The sequence below is a fragment of the Arthrobacter sp. TmtSoilC48 genome, assembly GCF_059739425.1.
In genome coordinates this window covers 3,776,594-3,793,825 of the sequence record NZ_AP046049.1, presented here as the reverse complement: position 1 = coordinate 3,793,825, position 17,232 = coordinate 3,776,594, and the positions used below count along the sequence as shown (strand labels likewise).

The window sequence follows — 17,232 nt, the reverse complement described above, 5'->3', positions numbered from 1 at the left end:
CTTGCTTTCCCTTATTGCGCGCCGTTGTTCCGGTTTCGGGTTCAGTTGGAGAGCTCCACCGTCGGCTGTGCTTCCAGTCACTCGAGCGTACGACACAAAAAGAAGCCGATTAAGGGGCTGTGAGACAATGCATTGTTTCCAAAAACGAAAGAAGCAGGAGATGGACCTTACATCGATCGATGATTTGGAGTTTTTTGAACAGATCTCCCGTTCCCAGAGCCTCACTGAAGCAGCCAGGAACTGGGGAAAGTCGGTGTCAGCCGTCAGCAAACGCCTTGCTGCGCTGGAGTCACGGCTTGGGGTAGCGCTGGTCCGGCGCAGCACCCGCCGACTGACCCTCACCGAAGAGGGACAACGTTATGCGACAGGTGCCGTGGCCATCCTGCAGCAGAAAACAGATCTCGAAGACGCGCTGTCCGTGCAGCATGGTGAGCTCAAGGGGCGCCTCCGTGTGCACTCGAGCCTGGGCATTGGACGCAAGCACATTGCGCCGCTGCTGGGGGAGTTCGTCCGGCAGCACCCCCTGATTCAGATAGACCTGGAGCTTTCGCCGCTGCCTTTGAACATAGCCGGCACGAATTTCGACATCGCGGTCCGCGTTGGAGGATTGTCGGACTCCAGGCTCAAGGGAAAACTCCTCGCGCCGAACCGGAGGATTGTGTGCGCCGCGCCGGGCTATATGAAAGGTGCCCCTCCGCTGCGGACCATCAGGGATCTGGAGCGCCACAACTGCATCGTCCTGCGGGAAAACAATGCCGACTATTCGCTGTGGCGCTTTGGCGGACAGGGGCAGGATTACGTCGATGTCAGAGGCAGCATGATCAGCGACGACGGAGACGTAGTGACCGACTGGTGCATCCAGGGCCTCGGGTTGATTATGCGCTCTACGTGGCACGTCAACCCGCTGATCCGTCAGGGAGTACTCCAGCAGATCCTCCCGGACGTCCCGACCCCAAGCGCCGATATTTTTGCCCTTTACCCTGCCACGGCCAAAACACCCCGCCGGATCACCGCGGCCATTGACCATCTGCGCCAGGGGCTGGCGGCGAGGTTGGGGTCCTAGCTTTCCTCACTACAAGGGGACCACTTCTTTCGTTTTCAGAAAGAATGGGTTGTCCGATGCGCTGATAATCATTGGCTTTTTGTGCCATACGCTCGTTTGCATGACTAACCCCCCGGTACTTGCAATGTTGCACACCATCCCCGGCTTGGTGAAGGACATGGAAACCCTCGCCTCCGAGGTAGTCCCGGGCCTTCGTGTCCTGCACTACGTGGACGAATCCCTGCTCCAGGACACCATTGCCATGGGAACAACGCCAGGACATGTTCGACGACGGCTGGTCAACTATGCGCGCTACGCCGAGGAATCAGGTGCCCAGGCATTGTTGGTGAGTTGCTCCTCCATCGGCGAAGCCGCAATTGCCGCCAAGGACTTTGTCTCCATCCCCGTTCTGCGTATCGACGCTCCCATGGCCGGGGTCGCCGTCGAATCGGGTGCCAGGATCGGAGTGCTCGCGACCCTGTCCGCAACCCTCGGACCAACCACCCGCCTTGTCCGGGACTCCGCCGAAAGGCGGAACAAAAAGCCCGACATCACCGCCAGAATGGTCGACGGCGCTTTCCAGGCTCTGCGAGCAGGTGACCGTCAGCTGCATGACAGCTTGGTGCTCGCCGCGTTCTCGGAACTGGCAGCGGAGTGCGATGTGATCGTTCTCGCCCAAGCGTCGATGGCCCGCGTCGTTGACCACACCCAAGGAGAGCTGGGAGGACCTCTTGTGCTGGCTTCGCCGGATTCTGGAATGAGCCAGCTCAGCTCTCTTTTTCCTTCCCACGACTCATCAACAGCGCCGGTAACCGAGAAAGATCCGAACCATGTCTGACATACCAACGCAGGCCAATGCCCCTTGGCTGGGCGTTATCGCCGATGACTTCACAGGAGCCTCGGACGTGGCCGGCACCCTTGCCAGCGCCGGAATGCGGGTAGTGCAGTCCTTCGGCACGCCTGACCCATCAACGAACCTGGACGATGTTGACTGCATCGTCATTTCACTGAAGACCCGCAGCGTGCCGGCCGCCGCGGCCGTAGAACAGTCTCTGGCCGCGGCGCGTGCCCTGAAATCCCTCGGCGTGCAGCAGCTCTACTTCAAGTACTGCTCCACGTTCGACTCAACTCCGGAAGGCAACATCGGCCCAGTGGCAGATGCCCTACGCGAAGAGTTAGTCCCGGCCGGCATGGTCACAGTCGTTGCTCCAGGAACTCCTGCATTACGACGGACCGTATACAACGGCGTTCTGTTCGCCGGTACGGACCTCCTGCAGGAATCATCCATGCGTCACCACCCGCTGACCCCGATGACGGATTCGAACGTGCCACGACTTCTCCAGGCCCAAACCAGCAACCCCGTGGGTCACATCGGCCATGGAGCAATAGAGGCAGGAGCATCCGCGGTTGGCGCGGAACTCGAAACCCTGGGCAGTCAAGGTGCCGGGTACGTGGTCGTCGACACACTCAGCGACCACCACCTCACCGTGCTCGGGGCTGCACTCCTGGATCACCCGCTCGTCACTGGCGGATCGGGACTGGTGGGAGGCTTGGCGGCGGCGCGTGGGCACCGTGTCACACCGGACTTGGGGAATGCCAGCCGTCCTACCGGTCCGGCCGCAGTGGTCGCGGGCAGTTGCTCGGAGATGACGAACGCCCAAATCCAAGTGTTCCGCCAGATGCACCCCTGCTTCCAGGTGGATCCTGTCGCCATCGTCGAAGGACGGGACGTAGTGGCCGAAGCGCTGATATTCGCCCGGGAAAATCTGCCCGGCGGGCCCATCCTGATACATTCCACTACTTCTCCAGAGGAAGTCCTGAGTGCCCAAAGGCATCTTGGCAAGGCCCGGGCTGCCGAAATAGCCGAAGACGCCCTATCCGCGATCGCGGAAGGACTCGTCGGGATGGGCTGCCGCCAACTCATAATCGCCGGCGGAGAAACCTCCGGCGCTGTGGTCCGCAGGCTCGGCATCACGACAGCCCGCGTCGGCAAGGAAGTCTCACCCGGGGTGCCATGGCTGGAAACCGAAACCGACCCACGGCTGTCCATCCTGCTCAAGTCCGGAAACCTCGGAGACCCGCGGCTCTTCCTTGATGCATGGGACCATGGCCGATGACCGGCATGGACAGCCGCCAGGAGCTCGTCCGGTTGGCCAGGTCCCTCCACCAAAGGGGGCTGACCCGGGGAACATCCGGAAACCTTAGCCTACGGGTGGACGGCGGAATGCTGGTCACCCCCACAAACGCTTCCCTGGGCGAACTCAGGACCGAAGATCTGGCCATGGTCTCCGGCACCGGAGAACACCTGTCCGGGGGCCGCCCCTCCAAAGAGGCCTTTCTTCACCTGGCGATGTACAAGGCAAGGCCGCAGGACCATGCCGCCGTCCATCTGCATTCCACCTACGCCACCGCCCTTTCGTGCCTGGCGGACCTGGATGACGAAGACGTTCTGCCACCATTGACGGCCTACTTTGCCATGAGGGTTGGACGGCTGGTCCGGTTGCCGTATTTCGCGCCGGGCGACGAGGGCTTGGGCGTGACGGCCCAAAAAGCTGCGGCATCGAGCCGTGCCCTGCTGCTGGCCAACCACGGACCGATCGTTTCCGCGCCCTCCCTGCCACAAGCGGTGGACGCTGTTGAGGAGGTAGAAGAAACAGCACGTCTGTTCTTCCTCCTTCAAGGCCACGCGACACGACCCCTCCAACCCGCCCAGGTGGCCCGGCTTTCCGCACCCCGCGTGTAGTTGGTGCTGCCGTTACTGCACGACGGCGAAGCTCACCAGGTTGGCCCCCTCACCTTCTGCAAGGAGGGCAAGGGCCGTACTGGAGTCCGCCGGAAAGATTTGATCGGTGATGGTCGCCCTGCCGTCCTGGGCGAAGACCTCCACGGAACAGCGGTCCACAAAGATGCGAAGCCGTATCCGGCCATCTTCCAGAGGTACAGCAACGCGATCCACTGAAGGAAATGCCTCGTGGAATCCGACGTTGCCGGATTCGGTGCGGTCCAGGCTGAGTTCCCCCGTCGCCGGGTCGTAGGCCAGCACTGTGCACTCCATACCTGCGGAAAAGCCGCCCGGTGCGGCCCCTTGCCGGGGGTCGGCCCGCAGCACGATGCCGACCCTTCCGGCATGCCCGGGCTCGAACTCGGCATCGATCCTTAGCACGTCCCCGGATACCTCTTCGGGAAGCCACGTCAGGCCGGGTTCCAGCCGTTGCCCAGCCAGTGCCAAATTCTCCGTCGCATGGTCTTCAAAGGGGTCAATTGCCTCCTGTAACAACACGGGACGCCCGCCTCGGGAAACCAGCTTCACTTCGCGAACGAGCGACATGGCGCTGCGCCAGCCGTCTGAGGGTGTCTCAGCGGCGTACTGCCAATTGTTCATCCAGCCGATCATGAGCCGGCGTCCGCCGGGTACGTTGCTGAAGGAGACGGCGGCGTAGTAGTCCCGGCCCCAGTCGAGCCAGCCGTACTCGGCCATCCGGGTGTCATCGGCCTGGAGGCCTTCGGTGACGGTTGTTTCGGAATGGAACGTCACGCCGTCGAACGTTCCGAGGAAGTACTGGCCGCCGGAGCCGCCGGCGATACCGCCCGGGCTGAGGTTTACCACCAGAACCCACCGGGTGTTGGAGGCGTCGCCATCCACTGGAAGTTCAAACAGGTCCGGACATTCCCACACGCCTTCTGTGGCGTTCGCCGGGCCGAAGGTGCTGAGGTATTCCCAGGACAGCAGGTCCGGTGAGCTATAGAGCACGACTTCACGACGGGCTGCTTCGACGGCGACCATGACCCAGTAACTGCCGGCGTCGCCGTCGTACCAAAAGACTTTCGGATCACGGAAGTCCGGGGAGGCCCTGTCCAGCACAGGGTTTCCCGAGTACTTCGTCCAGGTGGCGCCGTCATCCGTGCTGTAGGCAAGGGACTGCGCTTGAAGGCCGGCCATGGGCGAGCCGGAGGTGTAGGCGCTCGTATAGATCGCCACGAGGGGCGGGTTGTCTGCGGTGCCGAGACCGCTCGTGTTATGGATATCCACCACAGCGGAGCCGGAGTAGATGGCTTCCTCGTCATCGCAGGGGATGGCAACTGGCTGCTCATCCCAACGCAGCAGGTCCACCGAGGTGGCGTGGCCCCAGGACATGTTGCCCCACGTATCGCCGTCCGGGTTGTGCTGGTAGAAGAGGTGGTAGACGCCCTTGGAGTAGAGAAGTCCGTTGGGGTCGTTGAGCCAGTTGCGCTGCGCGGAGTAGTGCCACTGGGGCCGGTACCGGCAGTCGAGGTCGGCGGTTGTGTTCATGGGAGTATTTCCCTTTCGCATGAGGGACAAGATGGTCAGCCCTTGACGCCGCTGGAGGCGATGCTGTTGATGAAGGAGCGCTGGAACGCGATGAACAGCACTACCACCGGGACGGTGATGAGGGAGGCATAAGCCATGACTTCGCCCCAGGAGACGTTGAGTTGGAAGAAGTATTGGATGCCGATCATGACGGGCCGGAGCTCCTCGGACTGGACCACCATGAGCGGCCAAAGGTAGGAGTTCCAGGCGGGCAGGAACGTCAGGATCGCCACCGTGGCTGTAGCTGGGCCTGCCAGGGGCATCACCACCAGGCGGTAGATCCTGAACCAGCCAGCGCCGTCAATCCTCGCGGCCTCATCCAGTTCCTTCGGGATCGACTCAAAGTACTGGTGGTACAGGTAGATGGAGAACGCATTGGCGATGAACGGGATGATCTGGACCTGGTACGTGTCCAGCCAGCCCTTGGAGATCTCGAGGCTGAACCCGTTGAGCTCAAAGAACGGCAACTGGTTCACCCACCACACCAGCGGCAGCGCCAGCGTCTGGAAGGGGACGATCAGCGTGGCCAGGATCGCGGTGAACACTATGCGCTTGCCGCGGACCTCCATCCGGGACAGGGCGAAGGCGCAGAGGCTGTTGATGAAGATCCCCAGCACCACTGTCACAGCAGAAACGCCGATGGAGTTGATCAGGAAGCGGGCGGCTGGCACACGGTCAAACACAGCAGCGTAGTTGTCGAACGAGATATTGCCGATGGGCAGGAAGGCTGCCACCGAGGTCATGTCCCCGAAGATCTGATGGTCCGGCTTGAGTGAAGACACCAGCATGAACACGAGAGGGAATGCGGCGACGACGGCGAACAGGATCCGCACCAGCATGGTCCCTGCACTGCTGAGACGCTTGGATGTGAGTGTCTCTTTCATGTCAGTCCTTCTCTCGGGTCAGGTAGCGCTGCACTGCGGAGATCAGCAGCACAAGGACGAAGAATACGAGGGAGATGGCCGATGCATAGGATGTTTCCTGCTGCTTGAAGCCGGAGCGCACCGCCTCGAAAATAATGGTGGTGGTGGAATCGAGCGGCCCGCCCTGGGTCATGACGCTGACTTGGTCGAAGAGCCCGAGCGCCTGGATGGTGATGGTCACCAGGATCAGGGTTCGGGTATGTCTGAGGCCCGGCCAGGTTACGTACCGGAACTGGTGCCAGCGGCTTGCCCCGTCAAGCTGGGCTGCCTCGTACAGTTCCCCGGAGATGCTCTGCAGGCCGGCAAGCCAGATGATCATGTGGAAGCCGGCGGCCTGCCAGATGGACAGGATGATGATGGCAGGCATGGATGTGGCTGGATCGTTGAGCCAGTCCGGGCCGTCGATCAGGCCGAAGCTGGCCGCGGACAGGAACTCATTGATCAGCCCGTCCTTGCGGTACATGAACAGCCACAGCAGGGACACCACCACCATGGACGTCACCACCGGAAGGAAGTACAGGGTGCGGAAGAAGTTCACCCCGTGGAACTTCTTGTTGATCAGGAGCGCCATCGCCAGGGCAAGGCCGGACTGGACGGGCACCACTACAACCGCGAAGTAGCTGACATTCAGCAGTGCGCGCCAGAACGTGGGATCCGTGAAGAGGCGGACGAAATTGTCCGCACCCACAAACTCAACGGGTCGCGGTGACACAAGGCGGGCATTGGTGAAGGCCAGGCCGAAGCCCAGGATCGCGGGGAGGAACACAAAGAGCAGAAGCAGGGCTGCGGCGGGGGCAATCATTGCCCATCCGCTCAGCTGCTCGCGCAGGTAGCGCGGCCGGCGGTGGGGTTTGCTGGGCGGTGCCGCCGGGGCGGGGGCCGCCACGCGGCGGCCAGGACTTGGGGGAATTTGGGTGGTTGTCATGGGATTCTCCGTAGACAGTCGGGGGCCGGGAGGTCCGACGACGGCGGCAGGGTGAGTGCCGCCGTCGCCCGTCCGGCTGCCGCCGGCTAGTTCTTGTAGCCGCCGTTGGACTTGATGTTGGCGTCAATCGCCTTGACCGCCTTGTCCAGGGCCGCCTTGGGATCCGCGCCGGCAAGGATGTCCTGGACAGCCTTGCCATATTCGGTGGCGATGAACGGGTAAGCCGGGGTTTCGGGCCGCAATACCGCGTAGTGACGCGAGAACTCCATGAAGATACGGTTGGCACCGCCCTCGGCGAATGCGGGAATCAGGGCCGCGGCTTCATTGGTGGCCGGGATGCCTCCAGTTGCCTTGATGACGGACGCCACGTTTTCAGGCTTCAAGGAATAGGACAGATAGTCCATCGCGGCATCCATATTGTTGCAGCCGCTGGTGACGCCCCACTGCCAGGAAGCTCCGCCGATCTTGGGACCGTTGCCCAGATCCACGCTGGGCATGACCACCAGCTCATCTCCCAGGGCAGCCCGGGCCTTGTCCCCGGCCCAGGAGCCGGTGTAGAGGAGGCCGCTCTTGTTGTTCAGGAAGTCCTGGGTGGAATCTTTCCCGCTCTTCGTCGCCATGAAGCCCTGATCCGCCAGCCCGCGGAACCACTTGGCCCATTCGACAGCCTTATCGCCATTCAGGGCTCCGTCGGCAGACTGGTAGTCCCCGCGGTTGATCAGGTCTCCGCCGAAGGACTGCAGGAACGGCGAGTACGCATAGGGCAGCCACTCGCCGGTTCCGGCAGTACCCATGTCCAGTGGGTAATCCCATTTACCCAGTGCCTTGAGTTTGGTCAACGCGTCCTGGAACTCGTCCTTCGTCCATGGCTTCTCTATGGTGGCGACCCGGACGCCCGCCGCTGCGAGATCGGATTTGCGGGCAAACATGGACAAAGCGACGTCGCCGTACCCAACCGCATAGGTCTCGCCCTGCCACTTGGCAACAGTGCTGGGGAGGTTCTTGGAAAGGTCCGCGGACAGCTTCAGCGGCGCCAGGTACTTGGCCCATGCCCAGTTGGGAACGTTGGGCCCGTCAATGTCCACGATGCAGGGAAGTTTCCCGGCTGACGCAGCCCCCACGACGGAATCGTTGTAGGACTCCTGCGGGAAGGCCTGCACCTTGATCTGCGCCTTCGCGCCACTGCTTTTGTTATAGGAGTCAACGATCGCCTGGGTCGCCGCCAGTTCCTCCGGGTTTCCGGCGGCGTGGGTCCACATGGTGATCTCTTTGGGGCCATCGCCTGTGGACGAGGAACTGCCCTTGCCGCAGGCGCCCAGACTGCCGACGAGGGCCGCCGCAGCTATGCTGGTTGCCAGGATCCGCGTGAATCGTTTGTTCATGATTCTCAATCTTTCTGCTGATTTTGGGTGTGGATGATTGGCCCGGGTCCTTCGGGGCGCAGCCGCTGCAACGGCTGCGCCCCTCTTCTTGCGGAATTCCGGTGTGGTGACGTGGTGTTTCGTGTGGGTTGGTGGTTTATGTCAGCGTGGCGGTGCCACCGAACCCCGTTCGATGACGGGGCAGATGAGTTTTTTCTGCCCCGGCGGCGTGCCGGGTTTTTCAATGTCGTCCAGGAGCCGGGTAACGGCCCAGCACCCCATCTCGTAATGCGGAAGGGCAACGGTGGTCAGCCCTGGCCACAGCGCATCTGCGATGAGTTCGAGGTTGTCCATTCCCACCACTGAGAGGTCTTCCGGGATGCGAAGGCCTGCTGCCGAAGCCGATTGGTAGGCGCCCATGGCCATGCGGTCGTTGAAGCAGAACAGGGCAGTGGGCCGATCAGGTAAAGACAGCAGTTGTGCCGCTGCCTGCCTGCCGCCGACAGTGTCCGAGACCGCGGAGGCGACGAGCCGGGGATCTTCCGGCAGCCCGTTGCGGAGTAGGGCGTTTCGGTAGCCCTCCAGCCGTCCGTGCGTGGCCGGGATGTCGTCAATATTGTTGATCATCCCGATCCTTGTATGCCCTGCAGCAGCCAGGATTTCCACCGCACTTTCCGCGGCGGCGATTTCATCCGGGACCACTGAGGAGATTGAACTGTCAGCGGAGGCCGCGTCCAGCAGGACCGTGGGGACTTCGTAAAGCTCCTCGGGAACCGTGACGCCCTGGTGGTACATCCGGGCGTAAACGATCCCGTCCACCTGGTGTTGCTGGAGGGTTTGGATTTCGTGTTTCTCAAGATCGTTGTCAAGCCCCGAATTGAGCACCATCAGCAGGTAGCCCCGCTGATACGCGGTTTCCTGGGCGCCACGGATCATGGCCCCGGCAAAGGGCGTGGTGGTGATTTGATCACTGACGAGGCCAATTATCTGCGAACGCTGGTTCCGCAGTCCGCTGGCCAAACGATTGGGGGCGTAGCCCAGATCCTTGGCCACCGCCCGGACGTGTTCTTGCGTTTTGCGGTTCACGCGATCGCTGGTGGCGTCGTTGAGGGCATGGGAAACAGTGGTGATTGAAACGCCGGCAGCCTTCGCCACTTCGCGGATTCCTACCTTCGTCGTCATCGACAGCCCTTTGCAAAACGTTTTGAATGTTGTCTGGATCACACTACCTAAAACGTTTTGCAACTGTCAAGGCAAGGGGCACGCCCTTAAAAGCGAAAGGCACCGCACGTCCTGGACGTTGCGGTGCCTTGTTGAGCAAGGGTCTGCAGGCGGGCTTGCCCCGGGCTAGCGAGCCCAGGGAACTTAAGCCCGCAGCCGGTACCCCCGCTTCACGACGGTTTCTATGAGCTTGCCGTCCGGAAGCGAGGAGCGAAGCCGGCTGACTGTCATGTCCAGGGCGTGCACGGAACCGCGGAGGTCCAGGAGGTCCGAGAGCGATTCACGGGACAGCACCGCACCACCGGCGCCCAGCAGGGCCCGGAGCAAGAGCAGGGGCGCCGGAGCGAGTTCCACTACTTCGCCATTGATTCGCAGGCAGCGCCCGCGGAGTTCGATGGTGGCGCTCTTGGTTTCCAGGCGGCGCACGTGGTTCAAGGACAGGTGCTCCGTCACCAGGCGAATGAGTGCGCCCATGCGGTAACGGTCGGGAATGAGTGGCGTCAGGCCGGCGTCGACCAGTGGCTGTGCCGTGACGGGCCCGACGGCGGCAACCGTGACGGGCCCCTTGAGCGCCTCGATGAGCTGACGGTACAGGCCCATCTCGTGCGCGGTGCTCCACATCGCGTCCACTGCGGGGGCGCTGGTGAAGGTCAGGACGTCAAGGTTGCCGTTGCACACGGCCTCGATCAGGCGCGGGAGTTTGTCCTCGCCGTCGGGCTTGACCCAGCGGTATGGCGTCACCGTCAGGACCGTGGCGCCGGACATCCGGAGGCGCTCCAGCTGGCGCACATCGGTGTACCCGTGCAGCTGCACAGCAACGGTCTTGCCCCGGACGCCCTCCGCCAGGAGCATGTCCACAAGTGTCGCCGTGGTTTCGTCACTGCTGATTCCGACGTCGGCAAGGCCGGCCGCGCGGACGGCCCCCCGGGCTTTGGGTCCCCGAACGAACATGCGGCAGGCCGAGAGTGTTTCCAGGAGTTGCTCGCCGATGCCGAAGGAGTCCGCCGCCTCGCACCAGCGGCGCATGCCATAGGCCGTGGTGGCGATGCAGATATCCGGCTTGGCGGCGATGATGGTGCGGGTGTCCTCGATGAGGACCATGTCCTCCTGCACGGGCGCGATTTTCAAGGCCGGGGCATGGAGCACGCTCGCACCGCGCCGTTCCAGGGCCTCGATGAGGTCCCTGGAACGGCGATGCGAGGTAACGCCGATGCGGAACCCGTCCAAGGGCGCTTCGGTAGCTTCTGAAACGTCCGTGGCGGTTGTGACGTCTTGGATTTCAAAGGCACGTGCAACAGTCATTGATTTACTTTCAGGCTTCAAGGAGCGAAGCCGCGAGTCGGCTCAGTTCAGCGGATGCTTCGGCATGATTACGGTTGGCTTCAGCCACCCGGACCACCTCGCCTATGACCAGCACGGCCGGGTTGCTGCAACCGGTGGCTGCCGTTTCGATCGTACCCAGATCGGCGATGGTGGTGCGTTGGCCCGGGCGGTAGCCGCGCTCCACTACGGCCATCGGCATGTCGGCCTCCATGCCCGCCCGGCGCAAACCGGCGGCAAGCTGCGGGAGCGTTCCGATGCCCATAAGGACCACGATCGTGCCGCCGAGTCCTGCCAGGTGCGTGTGTTCCTTCTCCGTCAGCGGGGCGTGTCCGGAAACCACGGTGAACATGTGGCTGACCTCGCGGTGCGTTACCGGAATTCCCGCTGCAGCCGGAACGGAGATAGCACTCGTAACGCCGGAGATCACGCGGACGGGAACGCCAGCGGCAACGCAGGCTGCCACTTCTTCGCCGCCGCGGCCAAAGACGTATGGATCGCCGCCCTTGAGCCGGACCACGTTCTTGCCCAGGAGCGCAGCTTCCACCATGAGTTTCTCGATGTCACGCTGCGTGACCTTGTGGTGCCCGGGCTGCTTTCCAACGTCCACCAACTCGCCGGACGTCAGGTCGGCCAGCTCCTGGTACGGGGCCAGGCGATCGTAAAACACGACGTCGGCATCGCGGAGGGCGTCCACCGCACCAACCGTGAGGAGATCCAGGGCGCCCGGACCACCGCCCACCAGGGTCACATGCCCCTCGATGCCTGGTGCCGGCTCGAAAGCTACCGGAATACCGGCACCGCCGCAGCGTTCAACCAAAGGCTCCCAGCCGGCGTCGCCGTCGTCCACCACTGCTACCAGGAACGGACGCTCGGGCAGCGGTCCGTCGCCGGGTGCGCCGGCAGGCGTGCTGAGGCGGTAAACGTTGGCCCCGGCAGCCTCGTAGCGGCGGACGGCCTGGCGGGCGGCTTTTTCGGATCCCGTGACGAGGACGTCGCGGCCTGTGAGATCAATGGTGAGCTGCATGGGTTCCCCTACTTCTCTGCGCCGACGGGTTCTGCGCCGACAGTTTCGCGGCGGACCGGGATGGTGGAGGCGATGAGCACTCCGCCCTTTTCCTCGTTCGTCGCAGGGCGGATCTGGCCCCGCTCCGGAACGAAGGAGATGGACTCGTCCTTCTGGTTGGGGGCGTTGACGAAGGAACGGAAACGGCGGAGGCGCTCCGGGTCCTTCAAGGTCTCAGCCCACTCGTCCTCGTAGGTGTCGATGTGCTTGGCCATGGCCGCTTCAAGCTCCTCGGCGATGCCAAGCGAGTCGTGTACCACTACTTCCTCGACGTGCTTGATGCCGCCGTCGAGCTCTTCCTGCCAACGCGCGGTGCGCTGCAGGCGGTCGGCGGTACGGATGTAGTACATGAGGTAGCGGTCGATGTACTTCAGCAGTGTTTCGTCATCCAGGTCCTTGGCAAGCAACTGTGCGTGTGCCGGGGTAGCACCACCGTTGCCGCCGACGTACAGGTTCCAGCCGTCAGCCGTGGCGATGACGCCGACGTCCTTGCCGCGGGCCTCCGCGCATTCGCGGGCGCAACCGGACACGCCCATCTTCAGCTTGTGCGGGCTGCGCAGGCCCCGGTAGCGCAGTTCCAGGGCGATGGCCATGGCTACGGAATCCTGGACGCCGAAGCGGCACCACGTGGACCCAACGCAGGACTTCACCGTGCGCAGGCTCTTGCCATAGGCCTGGCCGGATTCGAAGCCGGCATCAACCAGTTCCTTCCAGATGTCCGGCAGCTGCTCGAGGCGCGCACCGAACATATCGATACGCTGGCCGCCGGTGATCTTGGTGTACAGGTTGTACTTTTCCGCGACCGCTGCGATGACACCGAGACCCTTGGGAGTAATTTCACCACCGGCAATACGCGGTACCACCGAGTAGGTGCCGTCCTTCTGCATGTTCGCCAAGGCGCGGTCGTTGGTGTCCTGCAGGGAACCACGGCCGGCATCCAGGACGTAGGCGGAGTGCTGGCTGGCCAGGATGGAGGCGATGGTCGGCTTGCAGATATCGCAACCAGCACCCGTGCCGTACTTGGCCATGATGTCTTCGAAGGAGGTAAGTTCCAGGACACGGATGGCGTCGAACAGCTCCTGGCGGGACAGGCTGATGTGTTCGCACAGGGCCTTGGAAACCTCGATGCCGGACTTCTTCAGTTCGCCTTCGAGGAGCTTCTTCAGCATGGGGACGCAGGAACCACACTGGGTGCCGGCACGCGTGCAGGCTTTGACCTCACCGAGTTCCTGGACCGGGGCGTTGCCTTCGCAGGCACCGCACCCATTGATGGTGTCGCGAATGGTTCCGGCGGACACGTTGTTGCAGGAGCACAGGATTGCATCGTCAGGCAGCTCGGTTTCCGGAGCCTCTCCGCCACCGGCAGCGCTCAGGAAGGCGCCGGGCTCGGCAGGCAATTCACGTCCCAGCAGCGGACGCAGGCTCATGTAAGGCGAAGCATCGCCGACGAAGATGCCGCCCAGGAGGGTCTTGGCATCGTCAGTGGTGACGATCTTCTGGTAAACGCCACGGGCGGGGTCTGCGTAGACGATTTCGAGGGAGTGCTCAGTCGTGGCGAAGGCATCGCCGAAGCTCGCCACATCCACCCCGGACAACTTCAGCTTGGTGGCCGTGTCGAAGCCCGGGAACGTCGCCTCGCCGCCGTGCAGGCGGTCGGCAACGATCTCGGCCATGGTGTTTGCCGGAGCAACGAGGCCCAGGCACATGCCCTCGAAGTTGGCCACTTCACCGATAGCCCAAATACCGTCCACCTCGGTGGCACAGAAATCGTTGATCACCACGCCGCCGCGCTGGCCCAGGCTAAACAGCTGCTCTTCGCCCTCAGCTGCGCGGAAGAGATCATCGCGCGGCTTTACACCGATAGCCACGATCACGAGGTCCGCATCAATAATGCGGCCATCTGCCATCAGGACGCCGGTGACCTGGCCGTCGTCGTCCGTCAGTACCTCGGACGGGAAGACACCGCCGTGGACTTCGAAGCCCTTCGCCTCGATCAGGCGGCCAAGTGCCTGGCCGGCGCCTTCATCCAACTGCGTGTTCATGAGCCACGGCGCACCGTTGATGACGATCGGCGTGGCGCCCAGCTGCTCGGTGCCTGCAGCGGATTCAAGGCCCAGCAAGCCACCGCCGATGGTGACCGCGTTAACCTTGCGGCCCAGTTTTTCGCGGAGCTCCGCAATGGCCTTGTTAATCGCCCAAACGTCCTCGAGCGTGCGGTAAACGTGGGTGTGCTCGGAGCCAGGGATGGGGAGCCGGGCTGCATCCGAACCAGAGGCAACCACCAGGTGGTCGTATTCGTACTTGTTGCCCGCCGCGGTGAGGACACTCTTGGCAACGGAATCAATCTTGACTGCGCGCTCGCCGGTCTTCAGCGTCAGGGCCTCGTGGTCCCACATGGCAGCATCGCCCAGGGTGAGGTCCACGTCGGTTTCCGTCAGCGCCTTGCTCAAGGCAACGCGGTCGTAGGGGAGGTGCGCCTCTTCGGTCAGAACCGTAACCTGCCAGCCTTCAAGACCGCGGTTGTACATTGCGTCGGCGAAACGGTGGGCCGCAGGGCCGCCTCCGACGACAACGATGCGGCGCGGGTTCTCTGTACTTGAAGTGTGTCCGGTCACTGGTGGGCCTTTCGCAGATGTTGCAGACGGATCTCCGCAACTTGTGCTTCCAGCCTAGGGACGGGCAGTTTCGCTTCAGTTTCCCCTTTGTTTCGTGATCTTAACTTCTGCATCACGAACGCATTTCGCAAGGTGTGAGGTCTCTTTTACGCACCGGACACAAATGCGGACCCCCGATGAAACACCCGCGCCCTAGCTTTGAAGAGTGGCCGCAAGCGTGGCCCGGTCCGGGGGAGTGAAGGTGGAAATTGCCAGCGCCCGGACACAGTGAGAGGGGCTGAAATGACCGTAATTCTGGACCGTGCCGACGAGCTGACTACTACCGCCGTTGGCGAATGGCACCGTGTGTGCGCAGTGGATGAACTCGAAGTGGCCTGGGGCGAAGCGGCATTGATCGAGGGCCGCCAGGTAGCGTTGTTCCGCATCGCACCCGGCGAAGTCTTCGCCGTCGCACAGCAGGACCCGGCCACCCTGGCCAACGTCATGGCCCGCGGCATTATCGGGTCCCGCGGCAGCCGGCCGACCATTGCGTCGCCGCTGCACAAAGAGGTTTACGACCTCGAAACCGGTGAGTGCTTCACCGACCCCGACCTTAAGCTCGCAACCTTTGCCACCCGCCTTGTGGATGGCTATATCGAGGTTGAACTCTAAAACGCCGGACTCCGGCGGCTACAAACCCAACGCCTCGCGGACATCCCCAAGGACATCGTCCAGGGATGTCCGCGCTGCTTGGCGTGCTGCAGGAAGCTCTGCCGCCGACTCCACAGCCTGGATCACCTCCAGGTAACACTTGAGCTTTGGTTCGGTGCCGCTGGGCCGGATGATCACGCGGCTCTGGTCCCGTGTGAGATACAAAAGCCCGTCCGTGGGCGGCAGGGATTCGCTGCCTTCGGCAAGATCGGTGAAAACCTCGACGGCGGAGCCTCCAAACGCTTCCGGCGGGTTGACGCGTAATCGGTTCATCATGGCGTCCAGGAGACCCAGGTCCGCCACGCGGATGCTCAACTGGTCACTCGCATGAAGCCCGTGCACCAGGTACAGCTCATCCAGGGTGTCGAAGATCGTCTTGCCCTCGGCCTTTGCGGTTGCCGCCAATTCCGCGATCAACACCGCCGCCGAGATGCCGTCCTTGTCCCGGACCAGATCCGGCGCCACGCAATAACCCAGCGCTTCCTCGTAACCATAGGTGAGTCCTGGAACGCGCGAAATCCACTTGAAGCCCGTGAGCGTTTCCTCATGGGCATATCCCGCCGCAAACGCAATGCGCGACAACAGCCGCGAGGACACGATCGAGTTGGCGAAGACGCCTGCCCTGGGTTCTTCGCCGGCACCGGCGGCCATCCGTGCAACGATATGGGCGCCCAGGAGCGCACCCACTTCGTCCCCGCGCAGCATCCGCCAGGCTCCCGTTGCAGGGTCAACCGCAGCGACCGCCGCGCGATCGGCATCGGGGTCATTGGCCAAGACGATGTCGGCACCCAGGTCCGCAGCAGCCGCGAGAGCCAGGTCCAGGGCGCCGGGCTCTTCCGGGTTGGGGAATGCGACCGTGGGGAAATCAGGGTCCGGCTCGGCCTGTTCCGCCACGAGCGTGACATTTGCGAAGCCGGCTGCATTCAGCACGGATACGGCTGTTTCACCACCCACGCCATGCATGGGGGTCAGGACGATCTTCAGGTCCCGGGCGGGGAAGTGCTCTGCATCCACCAAGCCTGCCATCGCGGCTTGGTAGTCAGCGGTGATGGAGGTGGGCAGGACAGTCCAGCCATCGTCTGCCAGCGTGATCGACTCCAATGCGCCCACGGCCTCAATCTTTTCGGCAATCTGAGCATCGTACGGGGCCACGATCTGGGAACCGCGCCCGCTTTCAGATACTGCATGGCGTCCCAGGTAGACCTTGTAACCGTTGTCCTGCGGCGGGTTGTGGCTCGCTGTGACCATGACACCGCCGTCGCAATCCAGTGACCTGACCGCGTAGGCGAGCAACGGCGTCGGAAGCGCTGCCGGCATCAGGAAGGTTTCAATGCCTGCTGCCGTAAAGATTGCAGCCGTCTCTTGCGCGAAGATGTCTGAGTTGTAGCGGGCGTCAAAGCCGACGACGGCGCGCGGCCGGGTACCCGGTGCAGCTGCGGCCACCACTTCGGCCAGGAAAGCAGCCAAGCCGGCCGCTGCCCGGCGGACCACCACCCTGTTCATCCGGTTGGGGCCTGGTCCGAGGGCAGCTCGAAGGCCGGCGGTGCCAAACTGCAGGGTGCCATTGAAGCTGTCGCCCAGTTCCTGGACTGCTCCTGCGTCACCGCCGCTGGCGAGGTCGGTGAGCTCAAGGAGAGCTGCCGACGTCGTGGGGTCCGGATCGTGGGAAGCCCATTCGCGGGCGTCGGTGAGCAGCTGGTTAAGGGCGGCATCGCTTGATGTCATAGGGACAAAACTAT

The 17,232-nt window shown here is 63.0% G+C and carries 14 protein-coding genes; 5 read left to right on the top strand and 9 right to left on the bottom strand.

The window, feature by feature from the left end:
• Window positions 1-160 precede the first annotated feature (160 nt).
• The 4 genes from AC6I97_RS17505 (at window position 161) to otnC (ending at window position 3,785) form a co-directional block, all read left to right on the top strand.
• Window positions 161-1,063 carry a LysR substrate-binding domain-containing protein gene (locus AC6I97_RS17505; protein WP_497945593.1) on the top strand — a complete coding sequence of 301 codons (903 nt, stop codon included), beginning with the start codon at window positions 161-163 and terminating at the stop codon, window positions 1,061-1,063.
• Window positions 1,064-1,163: 100 nt separating this feature from the next.
• Window positions 1,164-1,880, top strand: coding sequence for an aspartate/glutamate racemase family protein (locus AC6I97_RS17500; protein ID WP_497945592.1), 717 nt, complete (start codon window positions 1,164-1,166; stop codon window positions 1,878-1,880).
• Window positions 1,873-3,159, top strand: coding sequence for a 3-oxo-tetronate kinase (gene otnK, locus AC6I97_RS17495; protein WP_497945591.1), 1,287 nt, complete (start codon window positions 1,873-1,875; stop codon window positions 3,157-3,159). Before AC6I97_RS17500 ends, otnK begins: the two co-directional genes overlap by 8 nt.
• Window positions 3,156-3,785: a 3-oxo-tetronate 4-phosphate decarboxylase gene (otnC, locus tag AC6I97_RS17490; RefSeq protein WP_497945590.1), complete on the top strand. Its 630-nt coding sequence runs from the start codon at window positions 3,156-3,158 to the stop codon at window positions 3,783-3,785. Before otnK ends, otnC begins: the two co-directional genes overlap by 4 nt.
• A gap of 12 nt (window positions 3,786-3,797) precedes the next feature.
• On the opposite strand, the gene AC6I97_RS17485 is transcribed toward otnC, so the two are convergent.
• The 8 genes from AC6I97_RS17485 to nirB form a co-directional block, all read right to left on the bottom strand.
• Window positions 3,798-5,333, bottom strand: coding sequence for a glycoside hydrolase family 32 protein (locus tag AC6I97_RS17485; protein ID WP_497945588.1), 1,536 nt, complete (start codon window positions 5,331-5,333; stop codon window positions 3,798-3,800).
• A gap of 35 nt (window positions 5,334-5,368) precedes the next feature.
• Window positions 5,369-6,256, bottom strand: a complete 888-nt coding sequence (locus tag AC6I97_RS17480) for a carbohydrate ABC transporter permease (protein ID WP_497945585.1) — start codon at window positions 6,254-6,256, stop codon at window positions 5,369-5,371.
• A gap of 1 nt (window position 6,257) precedes the next feature.
• Window positions 6,258-7,220: a carbohydrate ABC transporter permease gene (locus AC6I97_RS17475; RefSeq protein WP_497945583.1), complete on the bottom strand. Its 963-nt coding sequence runs from the start codon at window positions 7,218-7,220 to the stop codon at window positions 6,258-6,260.
• An 86-nt stretch (window positions 7,221-7,306) separates the two neighbouring features.
• Complete coding sequence (locus AC6I97_RS17470; RefSeq protein ID WP_497945577.1) at window positions 7,307-8,602, bottom strand: sugar ABC transporter substrate-binding protein; 1,296 nt, start codon at window positions 8,600-8,602, stop codon at window positions 7,307-7,309.
• Window positions 8,603-8,743: 141 nt separating this feature from the next.
• Complete coding sequence (locus tag AC6I97_RS17465; RefSeq protein ID WP_224091879.1) at window positions 8,744-9,763, bottom strand: LacI family DNA-binding transcriptional regulator; 1,020 nt, start codon at window positions 9,761-9,763, stop codon at window positions 8,744-8,746.
• A 183-nt stretch (window positions 9,764-9,946) separates the two neighbouring features.
• Window positions 9,947-11,104 (bottom strand): uroporphyrinogen-III synthase, encoded by a 1,158-nt coding sequence (locus AC6I97_RS17460; protein WP_497945570.1) that lies wholly within the window; start codon window positions 11,102-11,104, stop codon window positions 9,947-9,949.
• Window positions 11,105-11,114: 10 nt separating this feature from the next.
• Window positions 11,115-12,149 carry a uroporphyrinogen-III C-methyltransferase gene (gene cobA / locus AC6I97_RS17455; protein ID WP_497945566.1) on the bottom strand — a complete coding sequence of 345 codons (1,035 nt, stop codon included), beginning with the start codon at window positions 12,147-12,149 and terminating at the stop codon, window positions 11,115-11,117.
• An 8-nt stretch (window positions 12,150-12,157) separates the two neighbouring features.
• Window positions 12,158-14,803 (bottom strand): nitrite reductase large subunit NirB, encoded by a 2,646-nt coding sequence (nirB, locus tag AC6I97_RS17450; protein ID WP_497945564.1) that lies wholly within the window; start codon window positions 14,801-14,803, stop codon window positions 12,158-12,160.
• 282 nt (window positions 14,804-15,085) lie between these two features.
• On the opposite strand from nirB, the gene nirD reads away from it, so the two are divergent.
• Window positions 15,086-15,454, top strand: coding sequence for a nitrite reductase small subunit NirD (gene nirD / locus AC6I97_RS17445; RefSeq protein WP_497945563.1), 369 nt, complete (start codon window positions 15,086-15,088; stop codon window positions 15,452-15,454).
• 18 nt (window positions 15,455-15,472) lie between these two features.
• On the opposite strand, the gene AC6I97_RS17440 is transcribed toward nirD, so the two are convergent.
• On the bottom strand, window positions 15,473-17,218 hold the full coding sequence (locus tag AC6I97_RS17440) for a phospho-sugar mutase (RefSeq protein ID WP_497945562.1): 1,746 nt from the start codon (window positions 17,216-17,218) through the stop codon (window positions 15,473-15,475).
• Window positions 17,219-17,232 lie beyond the last annotated feature (14 nt).